22 protein-coding genes and 1 tRNA gene are annotated in these 22,132 nt (G+C 39.4%); 13 read left to right on the forward strand and 10 right to left on the reverse strand.

The features are described 5' to 3' along the window. Positions 1 to 176: 176 nt before the first annotated feature. Positions 177 to 272, reverse strand: a tRNA-Thr gene (locus ANME2D_RS11615). Between the two features lie 248 nt (positions 273 to 520). Between ANME2D_RS11615 and ANME2D_RS11620 the strand changes: the two genes are divergently transcribed. After that, a complete protein-coding gene (locus ANME2D_RS11620) occupies positions 521 to 739 on the forward strand; it encodes a hypothetical protein (RefSeq protein ID WP_048091960.1) in 219 nt (72 codons plus the stop codon). Here ANME2D_RS11620 and ANME2D_RS11625 read toward each other — a convergent pair. Next, positions 725 to 1,081 carry a hypothetical protein gene (locus tag ANME2D_RS11625; RefSeq protein WP_048091961.1) on the reverse strand — a complete coding sequence of 119 codons (357 nt, stop codon included), beginning with the start codon at positions 1,079 to 1,081 and terminating at the stop codon, positions 725 to 727. The two genes, ANME2D_RS11620 and ANME2D_RS11625, sit on opposite strands and share 15 nt — an antisense overlap. Before the next feature lie 158 nt (positions 1,082 to 1,239). On the opposite strand from ANME2D_RS11625, the gene ANME2D_RS11630 reads away from it, so the two are divergent. The 5 genes from ANME2D_RS11630 to ANME2D_RS11650 are packed head-to-tail and all read left to right on the forward strand — an operon-like array spanning position 1,240 to position 6,919. After that, complete coding sequence (locus ANME2D_RS11630) at positions 1,240 to 1,746, forward strand: hypothetical protein (RefSeq protein ID WP_048091962.1); 507 nt, start codon at positions 1,240 to 1,242, stop codon at positions 1,744 to 1,746. Beyond that, the gene (locus ANME2D_RS11635) at positions 1,739 to 2,716 is read left to right on the forward strand and encodes a hypothetical protein (RefSeq protein ID WP_048091964.1); all 978 of its coding nucleotides are present in this window, start codon (positions 1,739 to 1,741) and stop codon (positions 2,714 to 2,716) included. The genes ANME2D_RS11630 and ANME2D_RS11635 overlap by 8 nt, the downstream gene beginning before the upstream one ends. Next, entirely contained in the window at positions 2,713 to 3,684 is a 972-nt protein-coding gene (locus ANME2D_RS11640) for a hypothetical protein (RefSeq protein ID WP_048091967.1), read from the forward strand. The genes ANME2D_RS11635 and ANME2D_RS11640 overlap by 4 nt, the downstream gene beginning before the upstream one ends. Before the next feature lie 2 nt (positions 3,685 to 3,686). After that, complete coding sequence (locus tag ANME2D_RS11645) at positions 3,687 to 4,538, forward strand: hypothetical protein (RefSeq protein WP_048091970.1); 852 nt, start codon at positions 3,687 to 3,689, stop codon at positions 4,536 to 4,538. Further along, positions 4,535 to 6,919: a VirB4 family type IV secretion system protein gene (locus ANME2D_RS11650; protein WP_048091974.1), complete on the forward strand. Its 2,385-nt coding sequence runs from the start codon at positions 4,535 to 4,537 to the stop codon at positions 6,917 to 6,919. Before ANME2D_RS11645 ends, ANME2D_RS11650 begins: the two co-directional genes overlap by 4 nt. Positions 6,920 to 7,186: 267 nt before the next feature. Here the strand turns inward: ANME2D_RS11650 and ANME2D_RS11655 are convergent, their stop codons facing one another. Next, positions 7,187 to 7,582, reverse strand: coding sequence for a transcriptional regulator protein (locus ANME2D_RS11655; RefSeq protein ID WP_241763367.1), 396 nt, complete (start codon positions 7,580 to 7,582; stop codon positions 7,187 to 7,189). Between the two features lie 136 nt (positions 7,583 to 7,718). Between ANME2D_RS11655 and ANME2D_RS11660 the strand changes: the two genes are divergently transcribed. From ANME2D_RS11660 to ANME2D_RS11680, 5 genes are all read left to right on the forward strand, one after another. Beyond that, positions 7,719 to 8,048: a transposase gene (locus ANME2D_RS11660; protein ID WP_048091979.1), complete on the forward strand. Its 330-nt coding sequence runs from the start codon at positions 7,719 to 7,721 to the stop codon at positions 8,046 to 8,048. Continuing rightward, positions 8,048 to 8,947 (forward strand): IS3 family transposase, encoded by a 900-nt coding sequence (locus ANME2D_RS11665; RefSeq protein WP_048091981.1) that lies wholly within the window; start codon positions 8,048 to 8,050, stop codon positions 8,945 to 8,947. The genes ANME2D_RS11660 and ANME2D_RS11665 overlap by 1 nt, the downstream gene beginning before the upstream one ends. A gap of 363 nt (positions 8,948 to 9,310) precedes the next feature. Continuing rightward, a complete protein-coding gene (locus tag ANME2D_RS11670; RefSeq protein ID WP_048091983.1) occupies positions 9,311 to 9,931 on the forward strand; it encodes a hypothetical protein in 621 nt (206 codons plus the stop codon). A 195-nt stretch (positions 9,932 to 10,126) separates the two neighbouring features. Continuing rightward, on the forward strand, positions 10,127 to 11,602 hold the full coding sequence (locus ANME2D_RS16980) for a M23 family metallopeptidase (protein WP_052368887.1): 1,476 nt from the start codon (positions 10,127 to 10,129) through the stop codon (positions 11,600 to 11,602). Between the two features lie 97 nt (positions 11,603 to 11,699). Then, positions 11,700 to 12,011, forward strand: a complete 312-nt coding sequence (locus ANME2D_RS11680; protein ID WP_048092121.1) for an HNH endonuclease — start codon at positions 11,700 to 11,702, stop codon at positions 12,009 to 12,011. Between the two features lie 96 nt (positions 12,012 to 12,107). Here the strand turns inward: ANME2D_RS11680 and ANME2D_RS11685 are convergent, their stop codons facing one another. The 7 genes from ANME2D_RS11685 to ANME2D_RS11715 form a co-directional block, all read right to left on the reverse strand. Then, complete coding sequence (locus ANME2D_RS11685) at positions 12,108 to 12,623, reverse strand: nitroreductase family protein (RefSeq protein WP_048091985.1); 516 nt, start codon at positions 12,621 to 12,623, stop codon at positions 12,108 to 12,110. Positions 12,624 to 13,508: 885 nt separating this feature from the next. Next, complete coding sequence (locus ANME2D_RS11690) at positions 13,509 to 14,585, reverse strand: radical SAM/SPASM domain-containing protein (RefSeq protein ID WP_048091987.1); 1,077 nt, start codon at positions 14,583 to 14,585, stop codon at positions 13,509 to 13,511. A gap of 10 nt (positions 14,586 to 14,595) precedes the next feature. Further along, positions 14,596 to 15,450 carry a glycosyltransferase gene (locus ANME2D_RS11695; RefSeq protein ID WP_048091999.1) on the reverse strand — a complete coding sequence of 285 codons (855 nt, stop codon included), beginning with the start codon at positions 15,448 to 15,450 and terminating at the stop codon, positions 14,596 to 14,598. 2 nt (positions 15,451 to 15,452) lie between these two features. Continuing rightward, positions 15,453 to 16,817: an adenylate/guanylate cyclase domain-containing protein gene (locus ANME2D_RS11700; protein ID WP_048092002.1), complete on the reverse strand. Its 1,365-nt coding sequence runs from the start codon at positions 16,815 to 16,817 to the stop codon at positions 15,453 to 15,455. Continuing rightward, positions 16,814 to 17,557, reverse strand: coding sequence for an acyltransferase (locus tag ANME2D_RS16985; RefSeq protein WP_157834099.1), 744 nt, complete (start codon positions 17,555 to 17,557; stop codon positions 16,814 to 16,816). The genes ANME2D_RS11700 and ANME2D_RS16985 overlap by 4 nt, the downstream gene beginning before the upstream one ends. 11 nt (positions 17,558 to 17,568) lie before the next feature. After that, positions 17,569 to 18,366: an alpha/beta hydrolase family protein gene (locus ANME2D_RS11710; RefSeq protein ID WP_157834100.1), complete on the reverse strand. Its 798-nt coding sequence runs from the start codon at positions 18,364 to 18,366 to the stop codon at positions 17,569 to 17,571. A gap of 591 nt (positions 18,367 to 18,957) precedes the next feature. Beyond that, complete coding sequence (locus tag ANME2D_RS11715; protein WP_048092011.1) at positions 18,958 to 19,458, reverse strand: hypothetical protein; 501 nt, start codon at positions 19,456 to 19,458, stop codon at positions 18,958 to 18,960. Positions 19,459 to 19,583: 125 nt separating this feature from the next. On the opposite strand from ANME2D_RS11715, the gene ANME2D_RS11720 reads away from it, so the two are divergent. Continuing rightward, complete coding sequence (locus ANME2D_RS11720) at positions 19,584 to 21,272, forward strand: restriction endonuclease (protein WP_081810261.1); 1,689 nt, start codon at positions 19,584 to 19,586, stop codon at positions 21,270 to 21,272. 532 nt (positions 21,273 to 21,804) lie between these two features. Then, entirely contained in the window at positions 21,805 to 22,086 is a 282-nt protein-coding gene (locus tag ANME2D_RS18455) for a YHYH domain-containing protein (RefSeq protein WP_198527419.1), read from the forward strand. Positions 22,087 to 22,132 lie beyond the last annotated feature (46 nt).

Consider the following 22,132-nt stretch of genomic DNA (forward strand, 5'->3'; position numbering starts at 1 on the left):
TTACACTTCGCATGTGCATGGATAACGTTCAGAGCTTCTGGACTTTTCGGATAGGCTCTAAGAATGAAGATAATAAAATCTGATTCAGGCGACGGATGCCTAGATTAGCATTAGAGATACTTGACCATCCGCCCTGGTGTGATCCCCTACGCTAACTTGGCTAATAAATTTCAAGAAGCCCCGGGAGGGATTTGAACCCTCGACCTCGTCCTGATTGTCCTGCATTCAGTGCCGGTTACCAAGGACGCGCTATACCCCTAAGCCACCGAGGCGAATGAGAGGTTACGGGCCCGGAGGTTTTCAGACTTAATTGAGTGCGAATATCGCATTACACTATCTGAAAACTCCGTGTCGTATCATTCGCCTCTAGATTAGACTCTTATATAATATACTTTGTCACATCGTCCGCAAATTCAAGAATCCTTTTTAGTTAAGGGCATGACGGCTGACAATCAAATAAAACTAAATTTGTCTGTAGGCCTAGCGAAACTATTTAAGTTTCAGGATAATAAAGATAAGTATGCAACAGCAAGATTATGGCTTCAGGTTCGATGAAAAAAGCATAAAAGACATCTCGAAAAGCATAGCCAGCGAAGTGGCAGATAGAATTTATTATGAATTTCTGCTTGCGAGATATATGCCAGAGGTCATAGCTATAGAGAAAGGTAATGTTACACCCATAAAAACTGAAGATTTTAAGAAACAATTAATGTATAAGATCAAATCAATGGCTGAATAATTCCATTATATTTTTTATCCCGCTCTCAAACGCATACTCCAGCTTCTCAGTAAGCTGGTTTATCACTTTCTGCTGTTTTTCTTTATGCTCCCACCTGACAACGTAGAATTTCTCGTCTTCCTGGTTAACAATAACATAAAGCCTGTAGGGGGGGTTCATGAACTTTATTTCGCCCAAGATATACTTGTCCCTGACATGAAGCAGTTTGATGGCATTTTTGCCCATCTTCTCTATCTTTTCTATTGATTTGAAAATCATCTCCAACTGTTTTTTCTCTTTTATCCTCTCAATCTCTTTTTGGAAGGATGGGACAATTATTACCTTAAATTTCTCTTTTGCCATTTCTGTCGGTTATTCGTATCTGAATATAAAGATTTTATCAAGATACGGAAAAAAGCCGTAAGATTCTATTCCTTTTACGGAAAAAATACGGAACAAAATATATTAAACTCTAGGTTTATTTGGCATTGCCCTTTACAAGGACAAGACAAGAGGTGAATATGAGCCTAAATTCAAAAATAAAGAAAAAAGTCAATTCAGAGTCAATTCAGATATGGAAGTTGAGCAGAACAAAACCGCAAAAGAGCTTAAAGATGAGGCTGCTGTTGCGTAGGCCTGCCTCAAAGGCTGCTCTGACGCGCCAGGGGCATGATATGAAAAAATTCTTGGCAATGCTGGCACTTTTCGTATTGATGCCAGCAGCCCAGGCAGCCAGTGACTTCGATATCAGGGTTGTTGTCGGCGACCCAGGCAGAGTATGGGTCACGCTGGACAGTGCAACACAGAACCTCATCGTATTTGTCACCGGTGTTGGGATGCTGGCTGCGATTATTGCCACAATATTATCCTTCCAGGCGCACAGCATCAAAGGCAGCGCAGGGGAGCACATGGATATCCAAGGCTCAAGACAAACAGCACTCTCAGGCATGCTTATGACAGCAGGTTACTTCCTGGGCATGCTGTTCTTCATTGGGTTGATAGGACTGATCTTCAAACTCTATGGTTAAGACTTTCTATCTTGTCCTGTCAATCCTTTTTTTGATTTTTATATCGATAGAAGCGACGGCAGAAGAGCAGGAGTTATACGATATGTTCATAGCTATGATGTCAGGTTCGTATATTGACAATGTATCGGATCTTCCGCCATCCTCTAACCCAATGCCTGATAGAAACTGGCAGCCAGGGGATGGGGATTGGATATATGAGAACTGCAATTATGAGACAGGCCGAAATTGCATCTACGGCTGGCTTGATATTGTTGGATACAATAACAGTATCAGAAGCGGGGATGCTTATTTTATCCAAGGGAACCCAAAAGACCTGGCTATAATAGAATATAAGACATATATCCGGATCAATCAGGGACTTTTACTTGAGCGATGGGAATATGATTTAGAAAAATCCGAATCAAACGGTTCTCTTTACGTGAGGCTGCATGCTGTTGCTGTCCTCTACCGAACCGATGGAAGAGGGCACAAGCTCTATAATAACGAGTCTTATGATTTTTATGATTCTGAACCAGTGCCAGAGCAGTATCCATTACTGAAAGATAGCCCTGTATATATCACAATATATAACCACTCATTTGAGCCGAAGACAAGCGTTCAATTCAGCGTACCCGCTGCCACAAAAATAAAGGTCAGCTATCAGAATAGCAGCTTAGAGTACTATAAACAGATCGCGATCGTTGAATATACCGGAAAGAATGTACCATTCGGGAACTTGACAGCCATGAATTCCTGGGAGAAACAAGGTGATGAGGTATCGCATATCGGGAATGAAATTATCGTCAACGGCATTGCCGAGCCGCGGGATATTGTGATTCAAGCATCCTCGCCTTTTGAGACCGTAACCCTGAGAAATTACACGGTTTATACCCAAAATCCTTCTTTGCCCTTTAAATCGGTTTTTTTCCCTTTCGCTCTTGTGCTGCTCGTATTGTATGCGGGAATATCTAAAATATTGAGGTCAATATGAAGCCGGTTCTTTTCCTTTTAATCTTCTTATCCCTTGTTCTCCTCTCTCCAAATGCTGGCGCATCTTGTAGCCTGCCCTTTCCCAGCATACCTGACTGTATATCAGCCGGAGTATCAGCGGGTATTGAAAAGGCAATGGAAAACAGTGCAGACGGCCTTGTTGGTGCTGCGACAAATACCACAATGAATAGCAGCACATCCCAGGCAGCCGCTTTCAGCCCGTTAAATAACTTCATAGTGAACATGCTTGACCCTTCCTTTAATCCTGAGAGTATTCCCTGGGTTATCCAGGCAAGGAATTTCACTGCCCTGGTATACATATTCCTTGCTGTAATGTATCTCACATGGGGAGGAGCTTACCACAATCTGCATAATGCAGTCCCAGGAATAGGAACTGAGATCGATTGGGCGCTTGGTACAAATTACAGGAATTTTCATTTTTCACAGTATGCAGCAAACGGGATCAAGGCGCTCATATTCCCAGCACTTGGATATTTCTCGCTGAATTATCTTCTCCTTATATCCGGCGCATTCACAAGACTGACAATATCTGATGCGCTATCGACATTGATCCCAGGGGAAATGAACCCAATAGTTTACCTCGTGCTGGCAGTGGTGATTTTCCTGCTGTCGATCTTCATGACTATCCGGTACATTGTCATTACCATATTCTCAGCGTTCCTTCTCATCGTTTTAGGCGCTTATCTCTTCGATGAGACAAGGCCTATAGCAGCAATGCTTCTAAAGTATCTGGTTATCCTGATATTCATGCCTTTTGTTCTGGCAATGATAGCAGCAGGAGGAATAGCATTTATCGAGGGTACGCCATGGCTCATGATATCCAAGCCTGTGGAATATATCGCCCTTGGCCTTATCATGCTTTTTGCGGCAGTTGTAATGGTATTCGGATGGAGACTGGTATCGGGAGCAGCAAAAACAGCAGGTATAATTGCTATGAGGAGAGTCTGAAAATGGAGAGACCGACATTTATTATAATCCCAAAGCTCAGAAACAAGAATCTGAATATATTGAACATCCCAAGCAGCCAGTGGACTGTGTACATGATATTCGCAGGGATTTTGTCCGTGCTTTTCTTTTTGATATCTCTTGCCAGCGGAGGGCTCCAAGCTTTTTTTATTGTGATGTTTTTACTGACCTTCTTTATCTTCTACAAGTTTTTCAGGAAAGAAGAGGTTGTTGACAGGACAAAGCTCGTATATAATTTTTTATTCAGGAAATGCTCAGGCGAACTTGAATTTGCAAAATACCGGGACAGGGATTTTGGGAAGATAAAAGACAGTCTATCGATAGCAAAAATTCATGATAACGGGCTCATACAATTCGACCAGTCCCATTACAGCGCGCTTGTCAGGTATGTCCCCCCTACAGTGAACGGGGATAATCTCTGGCCTTATGTGTTGCAGACAAAAGCTATCGTAGACAGCCTCCTTCCCAACATGCTTCTAAAGATCTTCGTTGTCAGTGTGGGCAACGACCCGATTAAGTTCAAGCGGGAGGTTCTTGAAGCGAGCAACAGTGCAAGATCAAAACAGAAGAAAGAACATCTTCTTTCCATTTACAAAATGATGGAGAATAAGAAAGACCGCGCCCCTGAGTGGAACTTTTATATGCTTCTGGATTTCGGGAAATATGATTCCCATGAAGAGGCCGCCATTGCATCGGAAAATTATTATCCCGGGTTTAAGGATCGCCTCGAACAGGTGAGAATCAAATCCCTAAGGATAACTTCAGAGGCTGAAATATTGCTGGCTTTGCGAAATGCCATTAATCCGATCCATCCCATACTGGAGGACTTGAAATGATAAGGGAACTGTTACAAAAGGCTGTCGTCAGAAAGGATATCATGCAAACACTGGAAGAGCGGGCGGAGTTCTGGAACATCCAGCGGAAGATATCACCAAGCCTGGTTGAAGAGAAAAAAGACCACATTGTAATTGACAACACCATATACGCCAGGTGCAGGATAATTGGAGTGCCAAGCCAAGGAGTGGGCTATCCAAGGGATATGAATTCTGACTTTATCGATGACCTCCTAAAACTCACAACAAAGGGCTATACAGTGGCTTATTCATTCGCTATAATGCCGATTAAAAATTCCACAGCGCACCAGCTTGTCCAAAGGGCGCGGTATTTTAACAATGAGCAAGCCCTGGAATATGAGAAAAAGAACAGCGGCCAGAAATCTGCGGAACATCAGTTTATTGACGAGGATTTGCTCAAAGTTGCCAGGAACGTGCATACAGGAGCCGAGAAGATGTTCCAGACAGCCTTCATCGTGTTATACTGGGCTGGCTCTAAAAAGCAGTTGATAGAGATAGAAAGCCACATCAACAGTATATTCACTTATCACAGGATTGACTCAGATATCCCGTACTGGCAGATAAAAGAGATATTCTTTGCAGCAATGCTTCACCCGTTTTCAACACCGAAAGCCTTTGTGGACACGTTTTCAAATCTATGCGCAGCACTCGCAGCCACAAGGAATCCAAACAACAGGACAGAGGAAAGCGGCCTATTGTTCGGGGAGAATTTCAAAAACAACTCAGAGATTATCATTGACTTGAAAGCACTGGCAGCGCAGCACATGGTTGTGACAGGTGCGACAGGGTCAGGGAAAACGACTGCAATGCTGGCCTGGCTAATGCGTTCATTCTCAATGCTCAACAAGAAAGTTGTTTTCATTACGCCAAAGGATGAAACAATAACAGACTACCGCAATGTCGCCAGGAGCCTTGAGGATTCGGCCAAAATCCTGGATCTGGGTCCTAATGGGGAATACTGTATCAATCCACTTCAGATATTGTACGACCCGGAGAACCCTTCTGTAGAGGATTTCAACAGCCATATAGAAGTTCTGATCCAATTCTGCAAGCTGCTATTTGAGGATTCGCAGACATTCAATATGACAAATTACCTGGTTGAGTCCTTGTTTGCCGAGTACAGGCGAAGGGGGATTTACAGGGAGAACCCAAAGTCATGGGAAAATAAGGCATGGCCTACTTTTTCAGACCTTCGCAGGATATGGATTCAGGATGCAAAGGATAATGTAAGCGCTAAGGGTCTTGTTGATAGATCCACGCTCATTGATATTTCATGGTCATATCTAAACCGCAGCACTAACTTTGACCTATCCTCTGATTTTCTTATTATTGATATTTCAGGGATCAAGGACAGCCTGAAAGATCCTATGAATTTCCTGGTTACTACTTTGATGTCGCAAAGATTCAAAACCAGAGCCAGGAAGGAAACAATAATAGCCATTGATGAGGGCAGCGTTTTCCTGAAGAACCCAAGACTGCTTGACTTCCTGGTCAGGACATGGAAGATGGGGCGATCATACAAGATAGCAGGCTGGATAGCTACCCAGGAACCTTCAGACCTTGTAAAACAGGACGTGGCTGATGTCTTCCGGATGAACACATTCATCAATGTCGTTTTTGGAAATAACCTGACAGAGGACAATATCGATACAGTAACAAGGTTCTACCATCTGACCGAGCAGGAGCGTGCAATATTGAAAGGCTCTAGCGTGGGGCAGGGCTTGATCATGCTTGGGAATGAAAAGACGCCGCTGTATGTAAAACTTTCGGATTATGAGCTGACTTGCATCAAAGGCAAAAAGCATCAAAAAGCATCTACTCATCCTGATATATCTCTTAAAAATCCTTCGTTAAGTGAACTTGCTATTGAGAACGGATTATACTTTGATGACTGGATTGAGGGGTCATCAGCCCGGCTATCAAGGATGGGTTTTGTAGCGAAAAGAGTACAAGATGCGTTTGGAGCAGGAACTACAAGAGTATGGATTAAAAGCGATCTCCTGTCGCCTGGTGACATGGTCGGAAACCAGTCGCTCTTACACTACACCACAGTTCTTAGAATAGCCGGATATCTGGAATCAGAGGGGATAAAAACAAAAGTCAGCCACCATGACGATGTTGATATTGTGGCAGATTTCAAGTCGAAGAGAATAGCATTTGAGTTCGAACAACCCGGAAGCCACAGCACGTCGAAACTTCTATCTAAAAAAGAGTTTGCAGAGAGCAAATACGGAACAGTCTATTTCATAGGAACATCTGGGAATATCGATGACCTGGCAGCAGTGGTAGAGGAAAATGCAATACAAAGGGGCTCAGCTCTCAAAGAATTGTTGGACAAGCTTGTAAGAGATAATAAACAGTGAATAAAAACCAGGAAACCATAATATCATCAAAATCTAATGCTTTCCAATGCTTCCCAGCCAGAATAAGCCACGAAAATGCTTGGACGCAAAGGACACTTATCCCATGCTGGTTATTGGATTATCACATAGAGATGAGAATGGATAATTACTTCTCCAAAAGTGGGGGTGTTGGTGTAGTTATTTTTTTATTTTAACCCCTCTGTCAAAAAGTCCATAACCCATAACCCAACTCTAATGAGTTGAGACTATGGTAGTTCACAAATGTTATTATGAGCTAATAGGTGCAATATTTCCCAACTCCTTTAATCGTTCGATCTTTAACAGCGCTTCATCTACAACCTTTTTCTGTTGCTCTTCAAGTTGGGCTACTATCTCACTGAAGCCGATTTTGAGCGAGTATATCTTATACGGCCTGCCTTTGCCTGGTTTCTTCTCTTCCCGCTCGTTTATCCAGTCTAGTTCCTTTAACTCTCTCATAGCAATGCTAACTTCAGGCTGGCGCAATCCGGCTCTTCTCTCAAGCTCTATAGTTGTAGCCTCAGTCACACCTTGAAGATAGCATAACGCCATAGCAACAGGTCTGCTTATTCCCAGAGAAATAAGTGCATCTGCTATCTCTTCTTCCTTCTTGTTGAGTTGTTTGACAGTAGTGGTTATCATCATGACTCCCAAGAAATGTTATGCATTGACCAGTCCTGGATATACTAAACCGGTAGGCTAAGGAAATGATGAGGTTAAAATTTTACAATATTGCCATAGCCGTGCTATCGTAATATCAGAAAGTTTTAACTTAAAACATATGCCTTATCAAAATAAACAAAAGACCGGCAAGGGCAAAAGAAGAAGCTATACTTCCCAGTTTAAATTCGACCGGTCCATTGAAGCCATTAAAACGGACAATCTCTCCGAGATCTCGAGAAAATACGGCGTGAGCGTAAATGTTATCGCTAACTGGAAAAATCATCTTTTAGAGCAAGGAAGTCATATTTTTGAGACAACCCCAGACCAAGAGAATAAAGAACTAAAGGCCAAAATAGCCAAACTGGAACAAATGCTCGGAAAGAAGGAAGTGGAGCTTAATTTGATAAAAAATTTTTCAGATTTCTACGAGTCCCGAAGCACTCCATAGTGGAGTTTGCCAGGAACGAGGTTAGTTTAGGAGTATTTTCGATTAACAGAATTTGCTCCCTGTGCGGCATCTCCAAAGCCACTTTTTACAATCATAAAAGCCCGGATGAAAGATTCGAAGAAAAGTACATTCATGTCAAAAAGCTGGTTCAAGAAGTAATCAAAGATAACAGCGCTTACGGGATCAAAAGAATCAAAGCCGCCTTAAAGGACGAATACGATACCCGTATCGGAAGAGACGCTTTGGCAAGGCTTTTAAAGCTCTGGGGCTTGAACCTTAAAAGGAAGATCAGGAAGCATAAAATCAGTCTGATCAAAAAGATATTAATCTCTTTGTCCGACAGGGTTAACCTTTTGATAAGAACAAATATCAACGCTCCTTTCCAAGCTTTGACCAGCGATATCACCGAGATTTACTACAACCAGGGAAAAAGCAAAGCATACCTGGCAATCCACAAGGATGTTTTCGGGCAGATGGTCTACGGCTGGTGCTTGCAAGAGAAAATGGACGCTAAAATCGTGATAATTTCATTTGAAAGAGCGATAAAGAAAATCAAAGAGATAATCAAGAAAATTCCCGAAAACCTGCTTTGCCACCAGGACCAGGGCTCTCAGTATACCAGCTATGAGTATACGGATACGGTCATGAAAAATGGAGTAATTCTGTCTTATTCAACTCCGGGCACTCCTACCGAAAATCCGGGGCAGGAATCATTCTTCGGCAGATTAAAAGACGAATGCCAGGACGAAATCGATGAAATCAAAGATTTTAAAAACTTGGAGCGCTTCATTAAAAGAAGAATCGAATATTACAACAGAAAAAGAATCCACACCAGCATTAATTACGAAGCTCCCCTAAAATTCACCAATAATTTCATTAAAAATATTTCCTTAACTTAGAGTAAAAAACGGTTTAGTTTTTCCAGGGGTTGACACATTGTTATTATTTTAATCTTTTGATAACAACCAAAAAGACAGGAATGGAAGAAAGCGATTTCATTTTTGATTATATCTGGCGGTTAAAATAGCCACCATAGACGAATTAAAGCAAAACAAATTCAAGGATTGGTATGAGTTAGGCAACAATTGAAAGTCCTTATCAACCTAAAGATACGATTAACAAGGGCATAAAAACTAAGATGATAGGGAATTTGTGATAGCTTTTCCAAAATGCCCTGCTATAATAAGTATATCCGCTAACCATTGACCCTTTAACCAAAACAGCTAAAATTATTACTATAATTAAATTATAGCAATAAATTTATGCTGTCGGCCAACAAATCAAAAATAATTATTTTGGCAGGAATAGGGCTAGGGATCTTGGTACTGGCGTATTATACTGGCTACGGAAGAGGAGACAAAGAGCCTCTTGGTTTTTTCTCCCAACCTCAAACCCAAATCCAAACTCCTTCACCAATATTTTCGATTCCTAACCTTCCGTCTACTCCCAACACTACGTCAAATATTACTTCTGAAATCGATTTTTCTAGTTGGAAAAATTACAGAAATGAGAAGTATGATTATGAAGTGAAGTATCCGGCAGAATGGAAAGGGGGAGAAAAATCTCTGACTACAAAAGTTGCTTCTTTTACACCTGAAGAGAAAGATGCGGCACAAACTGGCTTTTGGATTTATGTGTATGAAAATCCAAAAGGCTTAACCTCTAAAGAATGGTGGGAAAGAGAGTACAAAAAAGGAAGCGCTGTTTATTCATATGAAGGAACTTTTCAAATTTCTGGAATAAATGCAGAGGTGTACAAGGAAGAAGGCGGGCTTGAATATACTTATTACCTACTTTCTAAAAATTCAAGGATTTACCTTATTTTAAGTGCTATTGTTAAAGAGAGAATGCGCCAAATCCTTTCAACTTTTAAATTTATCTGAAGAAATGATGCTGAATAAAACACTACAGGATTATGTCTATGGAATTTAAGGAACTATCAGAAAGTCTATGGGAATTTAAATAAATTAATTTCCAAAGAAATAGTTCCAGAAGGTTTTTATACCAACTTAAGTATACTTACTACTAAGCTTGATAGTATTACTCAAAAAAATGTACCAATGGGATAAGGCGGGAAAATGGTCACAAAAAGCTTGCTGGGTAGTGTACTTAGAATAGTGGTTAAAATAATGATATCAGTGATCATATTGCTGGTGGGTAGTGCAGGTGCTGAAGTTCCTGTCTCGGATGGGTTTGATTATCCGGTAGGCGCACCTGATGGTATAGGATACGGTGTAGAAGGATACGGAGGTTTGGCTTTTCTAGAGAAGCACGACTACCAATCAGATGGTTACCCGGAGTATCATCCCGGTGAAGACTGGAACGATGACGATACTGGACGTGACTGGGGTGGTGACAGTAATGATAAGGGAGATCCTGTTTATGCAATATCAAATGGTATTGTTAAATATGCTCAAAATCATAGCGCTGGATGGGGCTATCTTGTTTTGATTGAACATGAGTCATTACCATGGCAAAAGTTTACTTTACCAAATGGAAAACTTAAAACAACTTGGTCTCAATATGGGCACCTTGCAAGTATTAATTCAGATATTCAAAGTGGTCAACCCGTAAAAAGAGGACAACAAATTGGCACAGTTGGAGACTATCCACATGGAAGTGGTAAAAATAATCACCTCCACTTTGAAATTCGGATTCAATATAGAGATCCTTGGGCATTTGTTTACAACACAGCTAAAAATGAATTTGACTATCAACCTTGGCCACAATCTAGAATTAAGGAATATTACACTCATCCCTCCAATTTCATCTCCTTAAATCGCCCCCAACTTTCACCTTTAGTGGGTGACTGGAACGGAAACGGCATTGACGATACAGGAACATTTAATCCAAGAACCTCAAAATTTTCTTGGGTTGCCAATCCAATGGGAGAACTAGGAGATATACCAATTATAGGGGACTGGAATGGAGATGGGATAGATACAATTGGAGTATACAGACCCAAAACAACAGAATTTTTCTTAGACAACAACAACGATGGCATTCCTGACTATCTACCTGTTCTGTATGAGAATTTTGGAGATTATCCTATAATAGGAGATTGGGATGGTGATGGAAAAGATGACATTGGTGTCTTTAGGTCTCTTGATCCCAATACATCGAAGACCACATTTTTTCTCAAAGGCATAGCTGAACCTATAAAATTTGGTATACAAACAGATATTCCTATCATAGGAGATTGGAATAACGACGGTATTGATGAAATCGGAGTTTTTAGAAGAAACGACCCGGATCATGAGAATAATGCTGTTTTCTATCTAAGGATTGGTGCTGAAACGGTTAATTTTTCCTACGGTAATAATGACGATATTCCAATTGCTGGCAAGCCAGAAAATGATGGATTGACCCGTATTGGAGTCTATAGGCCATCTACACAGCAGTTTATTTTCAACCATGATCCATTGTTTGTCTCTTCTTCTGGCGAGATAGCTCCAATAGTGTCTCACCCAAGGAATATGTCTCCAAACGACGGTGGTACCTTCAATTATATTACTACAAAGATCAAATCATGGTTCTCTAGGTTTCTGCCATAGGGATAGATCAACGGTAGCTGAGATTGATAGGGTAATTTATGCATCTCTCGTAAAGAAACATTAAACATGGAAGAAATCGTTTTAAAAGATGCTGAAAATGGAAACTGCAATCGAAAAAACACTCGAATGCCCAAATTGTAAAAGAATATTAGAGAAAAAATATTTTGTAAAACATCATCTCGTTCCAAGACAGAAAGGCGGAACGCATATAGAGGACAATACAATACTACTATGTAGGGCATGTGAAAAACAACTTCACAGTCTTTATCCAAACAGCAAATTGAAAAGAGAATTTAATACGTTAGAAAAAATAATAAATGACACAGAGATGAAAAAGTTTGGAGAATGGATAGGCAAAAAAAGCATTATCAAAATAAAATATACAAACAAGGGAGGCTTTCACAGGTAGAAACATATATTTCACTAACCATCAAAAGACGGTCAGTGCTCTTTAACCGTCAACTGTCAAAAGGCGGTTACCAATGGGTAAAAACTATAAAATACTTCAAATGCTCCATTTCTCCCAAATAACTATCTCATCAAGGCTTTTTCGCGATGTGGGGCGCGGGATAACTGAGGGATAACCAAGAGGTAGAAGCGCAACCACTCGTACCTCATCCGGGATATTTAGTATTTCTTTGACCCTTTTTTCATCGAATGCACCGATCCAGCAACTTCCAAGTCCTTCTTCAACTGCCTGAAGGGTCATATGATCCACAGCAATTGCGGTATCAATGGGATAAGCCGGCTGACCGCATAGCATTACATATTCTGATTCAACTGAACAAGCTGCGATTACTACAGGTGCCTCAGCCACAAACCTCTGGTTTCTTGCCGCTTCACAAAGCAATTTTCTTGTGTTTGCATCTTTTATTACGATAAATCTGCGCTCTTGGCGGTTCGAAGCAGAGGGTGAAAGTCTACCAGATTCAAGTATTCTTACCAATTTATCCTCTTCAACCTCGCGGGAATCATATGCCCTGATACTTCGTCTCAATTGTATTGCTTTCAGCACATCCATAATATCTCCAGTCCTTTATTTTTCAAATTTTATCAATTAAATATCTCAGTTATTTTCTATTAGCATCTCTCATATTATACAATTCGCTTTCTTTAACCATTAAAGGACTGCTAGTAATGGGTAAGCCCTATAAAAATAGCCACAATTAATGAACTCAAACAGAGCATTTTAGAGAGTGGTTCGAGGCGGAGAGTAGGACTCATTACCATAACCGTAAAAATACGGTCAGCGCTAACACCTCACCATCAACAATGAATGTATGGTGGTTCAACCATTTGACCTCCAGCTAATAGATTGGTAAAATTATATCAAGATTCCCAAAGAAGGATGAGTTTGAGCTAGATGCGGAGTTATCGATTAAAATATCCACAATTAATGAACTCAAACAGAGCAGTTTAAGGAGTGGTTCGAGGTGGGGAATAGGTAGGAACCATTGCTATAACCGTAAAAACTAAAGAAATAGAATTTTGCCCTTGTCCCTTTTGCTTTCCATAAATAAAAAAGAAGAAGTTAATAAATTAACAATGGCTGCATCGCTTCTTATTCTCTGCCGGCTTTTGTTTCCCTTTTGCTTTCTTTTCCTTCGTCGCCATAAGATTCGCCCTCCTGATTCAATAAGAATCAGAATTATATAACCAATAACTTTTAAGATATATATCCCACATTCGAGGAGTGACACAAATGTGATAAAATGTGAAAAATCTGGATAATATAAAAATCAAAACCGAAGAAAAATCGCAAAATAATACATTTGGATTAAATTCTCGACCCAATTGTGTTAAACCTCTTGAACGTCGGATATATCTTTGCTAAAAATAAGAAATGAAGATATTTATTTTACCTTCTCCCGGTTTTGGATAGATTTTGGTAACACCATCAAGCTGGTTAAGGAATTCCTTCAAATATATGAGAGGTAGGAAAAGTATCGAAACACTCTCTAGAGTAACCTTTTTTATCAATTATTTCTTTAATTCTTGGAAGTAATCGCTTAATCTTACCAACTAAAATTCTAGAGTTTTCACAGTAGAAAAGAAACTTTTCTCGGGGATATTTGATGTACGCGGAGATGCATCTTCCTCCGCAGATATATCTTATCGAACATTTTTCACAGTAGCAAACCATTTTTTTATATAAGTCCTCTCCGGAATATTTTATTTCCCCATAAATATTTCCTATGCAAAATTGATCGTAATCTACAAGCTCATCGCATGAATAGCAATTACCATCCGTATCGATAAATATAAGGGAAGTGCCACAGCCGCATCTTAAGGATTCAACTTTTTTATTCCATAATAATGTTGTTAATATACATTGAAATGGAACGATATTATAAATACGCCCTTCCTCCATATTTCTTAACCAAAAATCTAATAATAAATCCAACTCTTGGTTATATCTTCTCTGTTGGTTATGACTATTTTCAAGTACAGGTGAACTTTCAAATTGCCAGTAGATGTGGTCGAAATAATTTATAAGTCCCATTACACTTTTAACTAAAGAATTCTCTGGGGTAAGTGTTAATCTAGCAACGATCTCTCCTTTGAAAACTTTTTTTAAGCCAGCTACATCATCAATAGCTTTTTTAAAAGAACCTTTTCCTCTATGCTTATCATTAAATTCCCTATCACCATCTATCGATAGAGCTACATATGATAATCTATTTAGGATGTTTTTTCTAAGTGTATGCAACAAAACACCATTTGTATATAAACAATATATGATTTTATTTCCATCGGTTACATTGATAATGTCCTCAATTAAATCCTGATTTAATAATGGTTCACCCCCATAAAAGACTATAATATTTGATTCACTCTCACAGATATTTTTCGTCTTCCCAATAAACTTTTTTAGATCTAAAGGGTTAAGTTTAACATAATTTTTTTTCCTTTCAATATTATTCCAAAAACAAAACGAACAGTTTAAATTGCAATCTCTGGTAACAGCAATATAGTACTCCATTATTTTCCCTCTAAAAACCAGTACACGACTCTTTATACGAGTCCCAATTCATCCATCTTCCATCGGGTAGCCTATATTCATAACAATCAATTGATGCACCAGCAATGGCTTTAGCACCTGAGTATCGACAGCTAACAAATTCGCCACCCCGCCTATTAGCAGCTTCTAGCATTGTGAGCTCATAGTTCTTCCGCACCTCGTTCCATTGTGTCGCACAAACACCTTTAGGATTGTTTCTATACTCGTATCCGAGTTTTGGAATGAATAGAACTTGATTTGTCCTTAAAGATTCTGTGGCACGTAACAAAATATCCTGATCTTCTCCTATCCGAAGATCTTCGCGATAGCCACCAATCCGTTTTAGCAACTCATTACGGATTATAATACCATGGTAGTAAAAGTCAAACCACAAAAACGGGTCTAGAGTAGATTTACCATATTGTTCGAATAAATCTTTGAAAAAGGATATGAAGCGATATTCCAATGATTTGTTAGAAAAGTATAATGAATCAAAACTAATTAGGTCTACTTCAGATTTTATCTCTTTTACCGTCTTTATGGTATCTTCCGCTAGTCGATCATCAGAATCTAAAACCACTATCCAGTCGTTCTTTGCTGTGTTGATTCCCTGATTTCTAGCAACAGACAACCCAGAATTCTTATCAAGTCTTAAGTAAATAACGTGAATTTGAGAAGTCACATCATCCAAAATAGACATATAAGTATTTCTATAGTTTTTAGATGATCCATCATCTATGATGATCCACTCAAAGTTTGTTCCTTGGTTGGATATAGATTGAGCACATTCCCTAAATAAATCTTCAGACTCATTGAAAATCGATGTTATAACAGAAACGCTGCTCATCTTTATCCATGTGGTGGTGGACTTTGAAGGGTCCAATTTCTTTCATCCTTCCACTTCACGGCAAGCCCTTTTAATTGGGTATCCAAGGAAGGAATCCGTACTTGTCCATTTATTTCTACCTCAAATTCTAGCAGACAGAAAAATTCTAGTTGATCCTCTGATAGACCGGATTCTTTCATTTTTTCATAAATTATGTCATGTAATGCTAAGAAGTGAGCATTGTTCCTTATTCCACTAAACGCCCGAACCGTACCATGCACGCTATACGTCTCTATCCCACAAACAAGAATAACATGCCTTTCTTCATTTAATGGGTTTGTAAATCTTGCAAAGAATCCATAATCCTTAGTAATCCTCCGATGATCTCGGGACGAATAATAAATATCACTATCCATTTGATTTATTAAAGGTGTCTCATCATGAGATAGGTCAAAAATATATGGTGATTTGATTTCTCGCATCATGCGCAAACTACAACTGTTATGATACGGTCCCCCAATACAAACAATATTCTCACAAAGTTGTTCCTCGGAAACTTCCGAGCTAATAAGAACTTTTACATCACCTATTCGTTCTATTTTTGCAAAATTTGTTATTGTTTCAACTAAAGCATCTTTATCACCCATCTCCACATGAGTGATATCGACATTCCTATCTGGTGGGATGTAACCACCGATTATGAAAACCTCACCTTCTCCATTACGTCCAAGATCCCAAATATCGGCAAGAGCTGAAATTTCTTTTTGGACATTAATCTTAGATCGTATAGTTGCCGGGGGCTTTTCTAAAAGGAATATTTTATGACGTGCATCTCCTAATCCTTTTAATCGGTAGCGACCAATGCTAAATGAATCCCGAAGACCAGCCTTAGTGGCAAAATATTCAGTAAAACCGATGCAACCTTGAAGAATATACTTCTCCACTCTAAATAATCTATCGACACAGGATCCTTGTGGATCATTAATCTGGCCATCACCTTGATCAAAAAGATAAACTTTTCCATAATCGATCACTATTCGGGCTTCTAAAAAGTATTCTGCAGAATACTGATGTCTCTTATTTGTTTCTTGGATCTCACTAAGTATTCGTTTTGCAATTGACAGTATCTCAACTGCCGGAAGATTGCCATCTGGAAAAAAACACAGAACGCCATCACCTAAAAACTTCGATGGACTTTGATTACCAAGACCAAGCAAAACAGCCTGTCGAAACTCGAGCAATCTCTTTAACCAAGTAGGCTCAGGATGTCTATTTTTGAATGCTGTTGAATTTGCTAGGTCAATGAGCATCAAAGTTCCTGTTGTTGACGATTTTTGCAGGATATCATATGTTGTCTGTATCTCGGATATTTGATCTTCAATTCTCATCGATATATCCCGCCTCTGTTTTTATCCCAAAACCCCTTAATCGCCACTGATAATCTGATCTTCAATTTGGAGGAGTATCTCTCATTTCCACCATTATCTCTAGTTACTACAGGATGATTCTCAGCAGGCGGTATCTTAGATGGATATCTTTCACCCCTACCTATATCTCTAGTTACTACTGCGTTTGGACGAATTCGTGCACCAGCACCAATAGTTATTTCCCCTACAATAACAGCCCCAAAACCTATTAGAACATCATCTTCGATTGTGGGGCCGATTTCATCTACGGTATTCCATGATTTCGGATCAGCTTTATCGTACCTGTGGATTAAGTCGCCGAATATACTACATTTTGAACCAATCTTACAATTATTACCGATAAAACCACCAACTATGCAATCTGGGCCCACGACCACATTATCGTATACCTCTGCTTGATATAATACGCGAGTTCTTGCTCCTATTTTCGTTAGAGACCCAACAGTAGTTCTCTCCTCAAGAACCACTGAATCCTCTAATGTTGCACCTTCAAAAACTACAGCAAAGGGATTTAGAATCACATTAGATCCTATCCATACATGCCGCGATGAATCATCTTTAAACAATTCTTGATCTTCATTTTGCAGACCAATTACAACAAAATCTCTAATAGTCACTCCTTGGCTTAGATGTATAAGTTCTGGAGAGATTAGCCGTGCATATTCACTTACAATTATACCATCAGAACCGTTAAACGACACTAAAATCGCTCCTAACAAAATTTATTTATCCATTTTTTAGTTACTTCGTACACTTCTTCTATTTTTTCATCAAAGCCATGATCTACTTTCGGAATAGTATGGAGTAGGACATTCTTGTTTTGCTTTGAGAAACTAACAGTATCTTTGTAGGGAACAACAGTATCACCAGTCCCATGGATGATTAAAAGGGGAATCTTCTCAGGCCACACGACTTTTTCTGGATGCAATAGGAGAAACTCAATTGTCAATTCTGACCCTATAAAGAACTCTGATTCAGAGATTTTCGTATAAGGGCGATAAGCAAGTTCCTCTATTGAGCTTTGATTAAAGAACTCTTTACCCCAACTCACGGTTGAGTTTATAAAAGTGTTTCGATAACTGATTACCGGATTCCACATTGTAACACTTAAAAGAAAATTGAAGTCAAAAATTGAGCTTGATAATAGAGTTATGCTGGCCCCAAAACTAGTTGCGACCAAGTGAATTCTCTTATAATGTTGTTTAGCCCAAGCTATAACAGCCATTAGGTCTAGTATTTCTCCAGAAACCCGCATTTCTATAGGTGAGCGCTGGGAATCACCATGTCCTCTAAAATCGAAACGAATGCTATCGAAATCTGGAAATAAGATATTCTCGGCAAATCGCGTGTATATTCCATCCTCGTTTTTTTCGGATGTTATGCCATGCGCCAATATAACAAGATTATCCGATCCTGCATCTACTAATACGTTGCGCACACTGTGTTTGTCAGCAGCTTCGATATAAGTCTCTTTCATATAATCCACCGATTTATAAATTTCAATACTCATACTTTTTACATTCAGTACGCATTTTTGTATTCATTTTAACCACCTTTCACCGGTATGAATGATAATAATCACTATTATACTGTATAAGCCTTTCGATTACAACTTACAACACTTGGAGGTTACAAGTATTTTAAAGACTGGTTCGAGGTGAGGAGTAAGTAAGGAGATTAACCATTTGACTCTCAGCCAAAAACAGCTAAAATTACAACAAGATCCCTATTCAATGATGAGCTAGAGTCTGATTACAGATTTAAGCAACCACCATAAACGAGTTGAGGCAGACGGTTTTAAAGAGTGGTACGAGGTAGGGGATAGGTGAGTGGATTAACTATTTGAAATCTCAGCCTAAAACTACTAAATTACAGCGAGGCCTCATCCAATTATGAGCTTGATCTGATTATGGATTTAAAAAGCTACATTCGATTAACTGAAACATAGCGGTTTCAAGGAATGGTTCGAGGTGGGGAATAAGTAAGGGATAGGTGAGATTCACGGGCTATAACCGTAAAAATACGGTTGGCAGTAATATCCTACTCTAACAATGTTCCTACTAATGAAGGAGAAGCAAGATAAATCAGGCGGAGTTAGGGATTAACTAAAAATCCATTCCAGTTTTGTCTTTGTTATATCTTTATATTCAGTTCGGTATTTTGTCTCATACCTTGCAAGATAGGTCTCTTTTTGGTATTCCGTCTTGTATTTCGTCTCATATCCTGTTATCTCTGTTTTTGGTGATATACTCCAGGTATTTATCTGAGGATAGTTAGTACATTGCGAACCCCAGCAGACTTTAAATGTATATTCTGGACTCCCCCAGAAGTCTTTGCCTGTATATTCTTTGCTGTAATCAGTTGCTCTATCTATAGTCCAAGTGTATGTTGTAAGACCTGTATCTTCTAATTTTCCGTAATAGAATGTGCCATACACCGCTTCTTGATAAGGTACTGATACCGCAATAGTCCTGGTCTCGTACACAGGGTCTTGATATCGTATTGAAACAGCTATGTTTCTTGTCTCCGGAGTCAATAGATAGAGTCCTGCCAAAAAAGCAAGAGCAATAACTGCAATAATTGAAACTTGTTTGTTATCCATATTCGGTCTGTATTTATTATTTAGTAGGGCTATTTTTAAAATTCACGTATATAAACAAAGTTGTGAAATTCGTGTGAATCAGGCTTAATACCGTGTCAACCTGATAAAGCAAGAAATTTAACGAAATGGAGAGTACAATGAGCTTTTGCCCAAATTGCGGTGTACAGATTGAGGTTGCAAACTCAAGGTTCTGCTCAAAGTGTGGATTCTGTCTTCAAGTAAAAAAAGAAGCAGGTGAGGTGCCTATAGTTCAGGAAAATCCCGAGTATATTGATCAAGAGAAAATCGCCTCTACAGTAGTTGATGAAGAGACCGAAGAATCTGAGTACTCTGCTAAAAATGCGTATGCTTTAGGATTTAAATTTGAGGACACAGTAGAGCAGATATTAAAGGCTAAAGGATACTCCACTCAGCGAAGGTGTAGATTAGAAGGCCAGAACGGAAGGTCTGAAATTGATATTCTGGCAATCAAAAGATACAAAGGAAAAGAGAGGAAAATAGCAGTAGAATGTAAAAACTACACGAATCCAGTTCCCGTTAAGGATGTGAGGGACTTCATTTCAAAATTAGAAGATCTTCGTATTCTTAACGGTCTTTTTATAGCATATAGCGATTTTTCGAGAGAAGCTGAATCGTGGGGTAAGAACTATGGTTTGGAACTATGGGATGGGGATACAGTATTCGAAAAGTTTTACGAACTTAATGTTGGACGTCTTAATATCGGAGATAAAGTAGATTTCAAGTATTATTTGCCAGTAAGAATTGATTTTAGTAATGCGGTAAACCTGAGTTTTGAGAATAAGAATAGGGTTGAAATTTCCAGTGTTAAACTGATATGGAGGCCATTCTATAAAGTCTTTTACGAGCTCAATTCGGTTCAGACAGACCCGATTAAGAGAAAGCACAGGATAATCGATAGCGGATTTTTCATTGTTGATGCCTTACTAAAAAGTTCCCCGAAGCAAAAAGGCGCAGTAGGTAATGTTGTAAAATCAATCTCCCTTGGTATGCTCGGCAAATCCGATGAGGAGAAGAAAGAGGAAAAAGAAACGGGCATTCTTAAAAAAGAACTCCATCAGAATCCAGATAGAGATTTCTCTATAACTCAACCGGATAACTATAAGGTAATCAAGCTATCTCCCCAGATAACCGAAGCCGCTGCTAGGGGAGAAACAATCGATTACGTTGTGCAAAAAAACACTAAGACTGTGGAGTACGAGGTTCCCACAAAAAAGAGAAAGCGGCGGGATGAGTTCGATGTTGGTTTCGAAATTCCTGATCTTAGGGAATGTACCTTAAAACCATCAAGAAAAGATGTTACCATTTCTGAGATTCAGCTTATTCATGTACCAAAATGGGAAGTAGAGTTTGAGAGCGGGGATCGTACTTATATGAGAGTAGTATCTGCCAACGGTGGAACTATCATAGCTGACAATATAACAAACTGTAGTAAACATCTGCTTAAGGACTTTTTAAAACGGAAAAATGTAGCAGTATGCGACGTATGCGGAAGGGCTCTCTGTAAAGATCATGTATTCAGATGTCCGATATGTGGCGCCTGGTTCTGCGAGACCCATAGCATCCAATGCATCGGATGCAAAACCAGATTTTGCCTAGAGCATATTAAAAACAGGTGCGTGGAGTGCGGAGAGGCTACCTGTTCCGCTTGCTCGTTGAAATGTCCTATATGCGAAGAGACTCACTGCAACAAACACATGACCAAATGCGATAAATGTGGCAAAAGTGTTTGTACATCCTGCACACGAAAAGAGGGCAGTTTGATTTTCAAAAAGACGATATGCAAAAGTTGCTAAAGAGAAGTCGAACAAGGATTTAGTAGCTAAAATAGCCACCATAGACGAGTTAAAGCAAAATGGCTTCAAAGACTGGTATGAAGTAGGGAACAAGTAAGCGATTGTGGACATTCATACTACAAGAAAAGACCATAACATAACTGGATTTTTTTATTTGGTTTCTCATGATTACCATCATCAACATAATTTAATTTTTCCAGAAGAAATAAAGGGGTTAATAGACAATAGCGGAGATTTAAACCTATTTCATATTGCATTATAGATCACACCTACCTCACACTTCTGTTTAAATACATGAAATCCTAAAAATCATACGGATTTCCTCCACCATCCACCACAAAAACTATTTTTCCTGTTCCCACAGGCAAAAAAGGGGGAAATCCACCTATCCTTTAAATCAAAAATCATTTCGCGATTTTGAACCTAAAATAAGTGAGGACAGAGAGAAGGCAACTTGCAGTGAGTGAATTAAAACCGCAACCTTTATCCAATAGAGTCTGTAGTATTAAATGCTCGTAGGGGTGGTCTCGCAATGAAACCTAAAGCAGTCGTATTCGTTATGATCTTCTCTCTTATTCTTATTTTTGCCTCCGCTTCTGCCCATCCTGGCAGGACAGACAGTAACGGCGGCCATACATGCAGAACAAATTGTAGCCAATGGGGGCTTGAAGATGGCGAGTATCATTACCATCCAACCCCAGTACCAACTCCATCACCAACACCAACATCTACCCCCATACCAACGCCCACTCCGACGCCAACTCCGACTCAAACTGCAACACCTGCTCCAACAAAAACCAGTACTTCCGAATAGCCCTACTTCCGAATGAATGAAATATCAACACATCTATTTTGAAGTG

It is taken from the genome of Candidatus Methanoperedens nitratireducens, assembly GCF_000685155.1.
GTDB classification, from domain to species: domain Archaea; phylum Halobacteriota; class Methanosarcinia; order Methanosarcinales; family Methanoperedenaceae; genus Methanoperedens; species Methanoperedens nitratireducens.